The organism is Alkalibacterium psychrotolerans (assembly GCF_054784355.1).
In genome coordinates, this window is record NZ_BAAGPH010000056.1 from 1 (window position 1) to 643 (window position 643).

Genomic DNA, 643 nt, shown 5'->3' on the forward strand with positions numbered 1-643 from the left:
AAAAAAAATGGTCGAGGGATGTTTCTTTTTTAAAGACAAAATGAGCCCCACCGGCTATAATTGAAGTACCAACAGAAATTATAGGAGGGGCTCACTTTGTATCAAAATTATACCACAATGGAAACTGCTTTAACACTACAATTAGACTTCACTATTCCCGAGGATCACGAAGCACGTCTTATCAGTCGTTTCGTTGATTCTATTCCTGCGGAATTTCTTCTGGAAGAAACCTCTTCTACGGGACGTCCTGCGTTTCACCCTGCCATGTTACTTAAAATGTGCTTATTTGCCTATAGTCGTTCTACTTTTTCAGGTCGCACGATTGAACGCATGAATGACGAGTCCATTCCAATGAAATGGCTGACTGGCGACACATCCGTTACCTATAAAACAATCAATAATTTTCGTTCTAGTGAACATGCCAAGCGCCTGATCAAATATGCTTTCGTCCTGTTCACTTCACTACTCCAAGAGAATGGCCTGCTTCATGAGGAGGCTTTGTTTATTGACGGCACGAAACTTCAAGCTGATGCCAATATTTACTCCTTCACTTGGAAGAAGGCCATCGATCGTTATGAATCAAAGCTGAACGAGAATGTCGAAGCATTGTATGAAACCATGATTCAGTCACAAGTGGATATCT

Annotated in this window: 1 protein-coding gene; it reads left to right on the forward strand. The window is 41.2% G+C overall.

Annotated elements, in window-relative coordinates; all coding sequences use genetic code 11:
- Window positions 1–96 precede the first annotated feature (96 nt).
- Window positions 97–643: transposase (locus tag ACYVLS_RS08850; protein ID WP_460323684.1), on the forward strand; the 547-nt coding region annotated here is incomplete at its 3' end.